The sequence below is a fragment of the Brevundimonas sp. genome (assembly GCF_013823285.1).
GTDB lineage: Bacteria > Pseudomonadota > Alphaproteobacteria > Caulobacterales > Caulobacteraceae > Brevundimonas.
In genome coordinates this window covers 18,684-27,265 of record NZ_PNLV01000030.1, presented here as the reverse complement: position 1 = coordinate 27,265, position 8,582 = coordinate 18,684, and the positions used below count along the sequence as shown (strand labels likewise).

At 70.8% G+C, this 8,582-nt stretch carries 10 protein-coding genes; 5 read left to right on the top strand and 5 right to left on the bottom strand.

The genetic code is table 11. The features are described 5' to 3' along the window. The 3 genes from C0461_RS06350 to C0461_RS06340 all read left to right on the top strand — a co-directional run. A partial coding sequence (locus C0461_RS06350) for an EF-Tu/IF-2/RF-3 family GTPase (protein WP_363377770.1) occupies positions 1-874 on the top strand: 874 nt, incomplete at its 5' end. 81 nt (positions 875-955) lie between these two features. Continuing rightward, positions 956-1,294 carry a hypothetical protein gene (locus C0461_RS06345; RefSeq protein ID WP_292104973.1) on the top strand — a complete coding sequence of 113 codons (339 nt, stop codon included), beginning with the start codon at positions 956-958 and terminating at the stop codon, positions 1,292-1,294. Positions 1,295-1,397: 103 nt separating this feature from the next. Beyond that, positions 1,398-2,678, top strand: a complete 1,281-nt coding sequence (locus C0461_RS06340) for a hypothetical protein (RefSeq protein ID WP_292104972.1) — start codon at positions 1,398-1,400, stop codon at positions 2,676-2,678. Between the two features lie 4 nt (positions 2,679-2,682). Here the strand turns inward: C0461_RS06340 and C0461_RS06335 are convergent, their stop codons facing one another. From C0461_RS06335 to C0461_RS06315, 5 genes are all read right to left on the bottom strand, one after another. Next, positions 2,683-3,777 (bottom strand): DUF2336 domain-containing protein, encoded by a 1,095-nt coding sequence (locus tag C0461_RS06335; protein WP_292104970.1) that lies wholly within the window; start codon positions 3,775-3,777, stop codon positions 2,683-2,685. 8 nt (positions 3,778-3,785) lie between these two features. Beyond that, entirely contained in the window at positions 3,786-4,625 is an 840-nt protein-coding gene (locus tag C0461_RS06330) for a hypothetical protein (protein WP_292104968.1), read from the bottom strand. Between the two features lie 80 nt (positions 4,626-4,705). Further along, the gene (locus C0461_RS06325) at positions 4,706-5,485 is read right to left on the bottom strand and encodes an ABC transporter permease (protein WP_292104967.1); all 780 of its coding nucleotides are present in this window, start codon (positions 5,483-5,485) and stop codon (positions 4,706-4,708) included. After that, complete coding sequence (locus tag C0461_RS06320) at positions 5,482-6,240, bottom strand: ABC transporter ATP-binding protein (RefSeq protein WP_292104965.1); 759 nt, start codon at positions 6,238-6,240, stop codon at positions 5,482-5,484. The genes C0461_RS06325 and C0461_RS06320 overlap by 4 nt, the downstream gene beginning before the upstream one ends. Positions 6,241-6,324: 84 nt before the next feature. Beyond that, entirely contained in the window at positions 6,325-6,663 is a 339-nt protein-coding gene (locus C0461_RS06315) for a hypothetical protein (protein ID WP_292104963.1), read from the bottom strand. 129 nt (positions 6,664-6,792) lie between these two features. Here C0461_RS06315 and C0461_RS06310 point away from each other — a divergent pair, with 129 nt between their 5' ends. Next, positions 6,793-7,557 carry an electron transfer flavoprotein subunit beta/FixA family protein gene (locus tag C0461_RS06310; protein WP_292104962.1) on the top strand — a complete coding sequence of 255 codons (765 nt, stop codon included), beginning with the start codon at positions 6,793-6,795 and terminating at the stop codon, positions 7,555-7,557. Beyond that, on the top strand, positions 7,557-8,489 hold the full coding sequence (locus C0461_RS06305; RefSeq protein ID WP_292104961.1) for an electron transfer flavoprotein subunit alpha/FixB family protein: 933 nt from the start codon (positions 7,557-7,559) through the stop codon (positions 8,487-8,489). The genes C0461_RS06310 and C0461_RS06305 overlap by 1 nt, the downstream gene beginning before the upstream one ends. The last annotated feature ends 93 nt before the right edge of the window (positions 8,490-8,582 follow it).

Sequence of the window (8,582 nt, the reverse complement as noted above, 5' to 3'; positions counted from 1 at the left end):
GGTGCTGTGGGGCTCGGCCCTGCGCCACTTCGGCATCGACGAACTGCTCAAGGCCATCGGCGACTGGGCCCCCGCGCCCAAGGTCATGAAGGCCCGGAAGGAAGCCCCGCCCGAAACCCGCAACGCGCCGGAACCCGAGGACATCGTCGTGGAGCCGGGCCACGATGAGGTCACCGGCTTCGTGTTCAAGGTCCAGGCCAATATGGACCCCAACCACCGCGACCGCATCGCCATGTTCCGCATGGCCTCGGGCCGGTTCCAGCGGGGCATGAAGCTGAAGGTCCAGAACACCGGCAAGGCCCTGTCGGTGAACGCGCCCATCATGTTCTTCGCCTCGGACCGGGAGCTGGCCGACGACGCCTTTGCGGGCGACGTGATCGGCATTCCCAACCACGGGGTGCTGCGGGTGGGGGACAGCCTGTCGGAGACCGGGCTGGTGCGCTTCGCCGGTCTGCCGAACTTCGCGCCGGAAATCCTGCAGCGGGTGCGGGTCAAGGACCCGCTCAAGGCCAAGCACCTGAAGAAGGCGCTGGAGGGTCTGGCCGAGGAAGGCGTGACCCAGCTGTTCCGCCCCGAACTGGGCGCTGACTTCATCGTCGGCGCGGTGGGTCAGCTGCAGTTCGAGGTCATGGCTGACCGGCTCAACACCGAATACGGCCTGGACTCCATGTTCGAGCCCAGCCCCTGGGCCGAGGCCCGGTGGGTGTCCGGTGAAAAGGCCGAGCTGGACGACTTCATGGGCAAATACCGGCCCCAGATGGCCGCCGACATCGACGGCGCCCCCGTGTTCCTGGCCAAGTCCGCCTGGGAGACCGGCTATGTGGGCGAACGCTTCCCGAAGGTGGCGTTCTCCAGAACGAAAGAGCGGGGATAAGCCGCTGCGGCCGCCTTCCGGACGCCCTGATTCCGTGCTCTCATCCAGTTTCGACGCCGGGGGCGTCACGGGACATCCTTCATGATCGCTGCGGTCGCCATGGCGGTGCTGACAGGCCTTTCGGGTCAGGTGACGGTGCTGACCGGCTATGACGCGGCCGTGCGCTGCGCGGGCCTGACCCAGGCCGCGTCCGAGCTTGAGGGCGGCGAGACGCCGCGAGGGCGCATGCTGTTCGATGCGGCGCTCTACTGGTCGCTGGCCGTGGGCCAGGCCGCCGACGCCTCGGGCCGCGCCCCGGAAGTCAGCGACAATGATCAGACCCGCGCCCGCATCCGGGCCGTGCGTGAACTGAGCGCCAGGGACGAAGGCGCCCGGACGGCCCTGTCCCGATGTCTGGACCGGACCCCGGACCTGGGCTGAGCGTTTCAAGCTTGGCGCTGAACCGCCTGCGCGGCGCTGCGTTTGCTTGTCAGAGGGCGGATGAGGTCAGACGGTCCCGATGCGGGACAAAGGAGCGGTCACCATGTTCGGGTTCGGACGAGATCTAAGACGCCTGTTCGCCCAGGCCCGCGACGGCGGCGACCGCACCTGGATCGAGTTGATCGGCGCTGACCTGCTGGAGGTCGAGGCCCGCGGTCAGGCCACCGACGCCCACCGCACCGGATGCCGCGAACCTGTCGTGACGGGACTGAAGGCCTCGACCCTGTGGCGCGAGCATGCGCGCCGCACCGGCCGCCGCGCCAGCCTGGCTCGCGCCCTGTCCGCCGCCTCCGACGCGGACCGCGCGGCCAGCACCCCGGACCAGCACGCCGAGGCGGCCATTGAGAGCGCCCTGTGCCTGATGCTGCAGTATGAACAGCGGGGCGGAACGGATCTTCTGGACCAGATCGACCTGATTCTGGACGGCCATGAACCCGGGCGATCCGCCCCCCTCGCCGCCCGACTCGCCGTCGCCCACGCCCGGCTCGAGGCGCTGAAGGCCCGGCGCAACGGCGAGGCGGCCGCCCTGCTGGACGCATCGGCGCTTATGGATTCCGCCCTGCATGACGTGGCCCGCCGTCCCGATCTGGCTGCGGAGGCCGCCGAGGTCCAGTTGGACCGGGCCTCGCTGGCGCTGGAGGCCGGGCTGCTGCGCGGCGACACCCGTCTGCTGGACCAGGCCGGACGCGATCTGCGCGCCCTGGTGGCCTCCGCCTCGCCCGAATACCGGCCTGTGACGCGGGCCCGGGCCCTGTCCCTGTGCGCGGCCGGCCTGTCCGCCCTGGCCGCCATGGCGGGCGACGACGCGGCCCGCACCAAGGCGCACGAGCTCTTCGACGCCGCCGCCGACGCCTTCACCCCCGATCACAGCCCGATGGACTGGGCCGCCATGGAGCTGGCCCGCGCCGCCCGGGATCCGAACCCCGACCTGAACCGCCTGATCGAGGTCGAGGCCGTCACCGCAGGCGAAGGCCTGATCCTCGGCGCCCTGGCCCGGGAGCGACGCGTGGCCGTGGAGGCCCAGCAGGCCGAACGCGACCGGAACGCCGCGGGGTTGGCCCGCATGGAGACGCGCCTGCGCCGCCGCCTGACCACGGGCGAACCGGATGACAATCCGCTGGACTGGGCCGTGGACCAGATCAATCTGGCCCAGGTGCAGCTGACGCGCATGCGGGTAACCGGACGCGGCGAGGCCAGTCATCTGGGTCTGGTTCTGGTGGAAGCGGCCGCGACCGCGCGCGAACTGGGCGCCGGACTGATCGCCGACCGGGCTGACCAGCTGCTGGCGGCGGTGCGTCAGACCTTTCCCAGCAACCCGGGCTGATCCGTCAGGCGGCCTGGCGGCGCAGACGCCAGAAGCGCAGGGTTCTGAGCGCCGTCTCGCGCGGCAGGTCGGCATAGTGACGCGCGTATTCGCGCGCCTTTCCCATGGCGTTGTCCTCGCGGTTCAACAGCACCACGGCATAGGTCAGGAACAGGGCCCGATCCAGGTCCGCTGATTTGCAGACCACCGCCAGGGCGTCCATCTCGCGCCGCTCGACGATGGTGCGGGCGGTGTGAAAATCGATGTCCGACAGTTCGGCCAGGGCGATCAGGAAGGCCGTGCGTCCGCCCGAGCGCAGGAACCGCGCCAGCACCTCCGGCGACAGCTGATTGGCGGCCTTGAGCTCCTGCACATAGGCCAGTTGCTCTGTGTAGTCCGGCGGCAGCACCCCGTCGGCCGTGGCCACCCGCGCGCGGCCCGCCTCCAGCGCATTCTCCAGCAGGGCGGGATCCAGCCTGGCGTTCTGCTCCAGGATTTGCTGGCGCAGCCGGGCCTCGACCACGAAATACATCTCGTTCAGAAGATCCGGCGGCAAGCTGGCGCGATTGACCACCGCCTCATGCAGCGCCGGATTGGTCCGCGCCCGGTCCACGGCCGCCTCGCTGGAGGCGCGTGACAGCCGGGCGCCGTCGTTGCGCAGCAGGGCGCCCAGGGTCTCGTCGTCGCCCCGCTCGACAATCACGGAGGACAGGGCCTCCGACACCGACGGGCGGCTGGACACGGCGCGCAGGCGCTCCTGTCCGCCCTCACGCACCGCCTTCATCAGATCGGCCTGGTCCAGCACGGGAGACGCGGCGAGAACCGGCGCGGCCACCGCGTCCGACCCATCCTCGGCCAGACGCCGGATCAGACGGCGCGGAGCGTCCGTCTGGGCGGCGAAGCGTTCGGCCAGTTCGGCGCGGACCGCCTCCTCCATGTCGTCAGCCAGGTGCGCCAGCACCACGCCATAGTGTTCGGTCTCCGCCTCGGACCGGGCCGTGGCGCCGAAGAAATGATCGGTCAGGTCACGCAGCAGGGCGCGGCGCTTCTCGCTGGAGCCCTCGCGCGCCATGTCGATCAGTTCGGGCAGGCGCGTGCCCGTCTCAACCGATTCGGTCATGGCCTCGCTCACAGATCGTCGCCCGCCACGGACGGCGCCAGGCCGCCCTGATTGCGCATCAGGGTCGGCGGCGGCGGCGGTTCGGCCAGGTCCACCGGCGCGCTGTCCAGGAAGAAGGGCGCCGGCAGGGTCGTGGGATCGGGTTCACGTCCCGCCTCACGGTGGACGGAATAGTATCGGGCGCCGCCGCGGCTGTTCGTGCTCGCCGCGGGTTGGGGCGCAGGCTGCGCCGAGGCTTGGGAAGACGGCTGAGCCGAAGCTTGGGAAGACGGCTGGGCCGCGCCTGAGGGCGCTGTCCGCCAGACCGGCGCGTCGGCGCGCGGCGCCATGGGATCGTCCTGCCGCCCGGGCGCTTCGGTGCGCGGCGAACGGACGGGGGTCTGCGCGACCGGCGTCTGGGCGACGGGCGTCTGGGCGACCGGCGTCGGGGGCGCCTGCATGGCCGGCGGGGGCGCGGTGTCCAGCGCGCGCGGCGCGGCCTCGCTGTAGGGAACCGGCGCCGACGCATAAGCCTGTCCCCCGGCGACCACCGGGGCCGATCCGAAGGCGTTGGCGGGGGTCAGACTCTGGGGAAAGGGTCGGGCGGAAGCGGTGTAGTCGGGCAGCACGCTGGGCTGAACCTGCAGCGTCGGCTCCACATCGCCCCTCCGGGCGCCGGCGGCGGCGCGTGGCTGTTCCGGGCGGGGCTGTTCGGCGCGGGGCGCCTCGGCCTTGCCGGGCCAGCTGAGCGTGCGCAGACCCGCCTGACGGCTGGCGCTCTGGGCGTCCGCCGACGAGGCCGTGAAGACCAGGCCGGCCGCCAGCAGACCCGAACACAGGATGCTGTGGTTTCCTCGTCGTGACGCCATGGCCGAAGCCCCTCGGAGATCATGACCGCATCATCGGCCGGACATCGCTCAAGGCTAGGCCCCTTGGCCTTAACCCGTCGCTAACGGACGCCCCGATTTCCGCCCCTCCGACGCAGCATCGCACGCTCGATCCCGCCGATCAGCGCATTCAGCGCCACCCCCATCACGGCCAGACAGGTCAGGGCGGCCAGAAGCTCGGCGGTGCGCAGCCGGTTCCCCGCCTCCAGCAGGCGCCAGGCCAGCCCCTGGGTCTGGCCCGTGCCCGAGACGAACTCGGCCACCACCGCCCCGATCACCGCCAGTCCCGCCGCCACCCGCAGGCCCTCCAGGGCGAAGGGCGCGGCGGCGGGCACGCGCAGCCGCCACAGCCTTTGCCAGGGCGATGCGCCATAGAGGTCGAACAGACGCTCCAGATCCGGGTCCGCCGATTTCAGCCCCGTCAGCACGCCCGAAAACAGGGGGAAGAAGGCCACCGTGGCGGCCAGGGCGACCACCGCCCGGTCGGCGTTGTCCAGTCCGGCCCAGATCAGCACCAGCGGCGCGATGGCCACCACCGGGGTCACCTGCAGCGTCACCGCCAGCGGCCGCACCGCCCGCTCCGCCGTCGCGTTCAGCGAAACCGTCAAGGCCAGGGCCGCGGCGATCAGCCCCGCAGCCGCCAGCGCCTGCAGCGCCATCCAGAAGGTGGCCCAGGCCGAGGCGGCCAGACGCGGTCCGGTCTCCACCAGCGCCATGACCACCGCGCTGGGCGGCGGCAGGAAATAGGCGGGCACGGCCAGCGCCCGGCAGGCGATCTCCCACCCCGCCAGCAGCACGGCCAGCAGCACCAGCGGCGCCAGCATGTCGCCCGCACGCCTCACGCCGCCGGCTCCATGGCCGCGTCCAGCGCCGTGGCGATCTGTTCGACGGCGCGGGCGTGGGCCGGGTCCAGACGATGGCCCGCCGGACGCGGCAGGGCGCCGGGCGTCCTGACCTCGGCGGCGATCCGGCCGTCGACAGCCCGCATCACCAGCACCCGTCCGGCCATGTAGGCCGCCTCCTCCACATCATGGGTGACGAAGACCACGGCGGGGCGGGTCCGCGCCCACAGGGCGTGAATGTCCTCGATCAGGGCGCGACGGGTGGCTGAATCCAGCGCCGCGAACGGCTCGTCCAGCAGCAGCAGGTCGGGATCGATCACCAGCGCCCGGGCCAGGGACGCGCGCATGGCCATGCCGCCGGACAGCTGATGGGGCCGAGCACCGGCCCGCTGGCCCAGCCCCACCTGCGCAAGGGCGGCCCGCGCCCGCGCATGGGCCTGATCCTTCGGCTGGCCGCCAAGGCGCAGCGGCAGGGCCACATTCTCCACGGCGGCGGCCCAGGGCATCAGGGTGGCGTTCTGGAACACCAGACCCGTGCGGCCCCTGTCCACCCGCCGCTCCAACCGCCCCGCGTCGGGCGCCTCCAGACCGGCCAGCAGCCGCAGAAGGGTGGATTTGCCGCAGCCCGAGGCCCCGACCACGGCGACGATCTCGCCGCGCGTCACAGCCAGATCCATCGGCCCGATGGGCCCACGGTCGGCGTGCCGGACGACCGCCCCGTCCAGCCGGGCGATGAGAGAGGGGTCAGCGGTCATGGACGTCCAGCCCGGTCAGAAGACCGGACTGTTCCACGACCCGGGGCGGGACGGAAGCGTCTCCGTCAGCCCGGCGGGACAGGGTCAGTCCTCCCGCCGGGCCTCGCGGATGCGCGCGCGCTCCTGCTCGATGGCCTCGCGGCGGGCGGCCTCCCGCGCGGCGATCCGGCGTTCCACCTGCACCAGTTCGTTGGCGTTGCGGCGGGAGGCCTCCTCGCGGCTCTCCCCCGGCTGACGACCGGTGATGTCGGGAACATAGATGCGCTGGGCGCAGGTGCGGGTCTCGAGATCGTACCATCCGCCCCGGGCCTCGCAGCGCTCACCGGGGGCCGTCCAGAAGACGCGGAAGAGCACCACGCCGATAAGGAGAACGGCGAAAATGATCAGAAACAGGAAGCCCAGCCGCTTGAAGCTCAGATACACGCGCGAGAATCCCCGGGAAGTTGACTTGGCGTTACGTTGACAGGCCGTGACGGCCGTTCCATGTCCTGCCGCACCAATAAGGCCGCAGCCGGGCGGCATTCCAGACCAAAGTTTCAAAAAGGGTTCGGCATGAAGGTTCTCGTCCCCGTCAAACGGGTGATCGACTACAACGTCAAGGCGCGCGTGAAGGCGGACCAGTCCGGCGTTGATCTGGCCAACGTCAAGATGAGCATGAACCCCTTCGACGAGATCGCCGTCGAGGAGGCCGTGCGCCTCAAGGAAGGCAAGGAGCACCACGCCGCCGGCACCGCCGACGAGATCGTGGTGGTCTCCATCGGCCCGAGCCAGGCGCAGGAGACCATCCGCACCGCCCTGGCCATGGGCGCCGACCGGGGCATCCTGATCCAGTCGGACACGGATCTTGAGCCGCTGGCCGTGGCCAAGGTTCTGAAGGCCGTGGTCGAGGAAGAGAAGCCCGACCTGGTCCTGATGGGCAAGCAGGCCATCGACGGCGACAACAACGCCGTGGGCCAGATGCTGGCCGCCCTGCTGGACTGGCCCCAGGGCACCTTCGCCTCCAAACTGGAGATCAAGGACGGCAAGGCCGTGGTGACCCGTGAAATCGACGGCGGGCTGCAGACCCTGGCCTCGACCCTGCCGGCGGTGGTGACCACTGACCTGCGCCTGAACACCCCGCGCTACGCGTCCCTGCCCAACATCATGAAGGCCAAGAAGAAGGAGATCGTCACCAAGGCGGTCGCCGACTACGGCGTCGACACGGCGCCGCGCCTGAAGGTGCTCAAGGTCACCGAGCCGCCCAAGCGGTCGGCCGGGATCAAGGTGGCCGACGCCGCCGAACTGGTGGCCAAGCTCAAGTCCGAAGGAGTCCTGTAATGGCCGTTCTCGTCATCGCCGATCACGACAACGCCCACGTGCGCGACACCACCCACAAGACCGTCGCCGCTGCGCAACAGCTGAACGCGGGCGACATCGACATCCTGGTGGTGGGCGAAGGCGCCCAGGCCGCCGCCGATGCGGCCGCGAAAATCTCCGGCGTGCGCAAGGTGCTGCTGGCCGAGTCCGCCGAGCTGGGCAAGACCATCGCCGAGGCCGTCGAGGCCGTGGTGGTCCCCATGGCCGGGGACTATGACGCCATCCTTTCGCCCGCCTCGTCGGACGGCAAGAATTTCGCCCCGCGCATCGCCGCCAAACTGGACGTGGCCCCCATCTCGGACATCATCGCGGTGGTCTCCGGCGACACCTTCACGCGCCCCATCTACGCGGGCAACGCGCTGGAGACGATCCAGAGCTCGGACAAGACCAAGGTCATCACCGTGCGCCCCACCGCCTTCACGGCGGCCGAGGAAGGCGGCTCGGCCAAGGTCGAGACCATCAAGGGCGCCGACGCGGCGAAGACCGATTTCGTCAGCGAGGAAATGGTCAAGTCCGACCGGCCCGAGCTGGGCGCGGCGAAGATCGTGGTCTCCGGCGGCCGGGCCCTGGGCTCGGCGGACGAGTTCCATTCGGTCATGGACCCGCTGGCCGACAAGCTGGGCGCCGCCGTGGGCGCCAGCCGCGCCGCTGTGGACGCGGGCTACGCCCCCAACGACTATCAGGTGGGCCAGACCGGCAAGGTGGTGGCGCCGGAGCTCTACATCGCCATCGGCATCTCGGGCGCCATCCAGCACCTGGCCGGCATGAAGGACTCCAAGATCATCGTGGCCATCAACAAGGACGCCGACGCCCCCATCTTCCAGGTGGCGGACTACGGCATCGTCGGCGACTACAAGACGGTGATCCCCGAGCTGATGACAGCGCTGGGGTAGACGCTTTTTCTCCTCCCCGCTTGCGGGGAGGGGGACCGCGCCCGCAGGGCGTGGTGGAGGGGGCGGCTCGATGTCAAAAGGCGAGGCGCCAGC

Bases quoted from the DNA above. Each gene is read 5' to 3' on its own strand.
- C0461_RS06345 (WP_292104973.1), top strand. From the start codon at position 956: ATGATCGCTGCGGTCGCCATGGCGGTGCTGACAGGCCTTTCGGGTCAG.
- C0461_RS06340 (WP_292104972.1), top strand. From the start codon at position 1,398: ATGTTCGGGTTCGGACGAGATCTAAGACGCCTGTTCGCCCAGGCCCGC.
- C0461_RS06335 (WP_292104970.1), bottom strand. From the start codon at position 3,777: ATGACCGAATCGGTTGAGACGGGCACGCGCCTGCCCGAACTGATCGAC.
- C0461_RS06330 (WP_292104968.1), bottom strand. From the start codon at position 4,625: ATGGCGTCACGACGAGGAAACCACAGCATCCTGTGTTCGGGTCTGCTG.
- C0461_RS06320 (WP_292104965.1), bottom strand. From the start codon at position 6,240: ATGACCGCTGACCCCTCTCTCATCGCCCGGCTGGACGGGGCGGTCGTC.
- C0461_RS06310 (WP_292104962.1), top strand. From the start codon at position 6,793: ATGAAGGTTCTCGTCCCCGTCAAACGGGTGATCGACTACAACGTCAAG.
- C0461_RS06305 (WP_292104961.1), top strand. From the start codon at position 7,557: ATGGCCGTTCTCGTCATCGCCGATCACGACAACGCCCACGTGCGCGAC.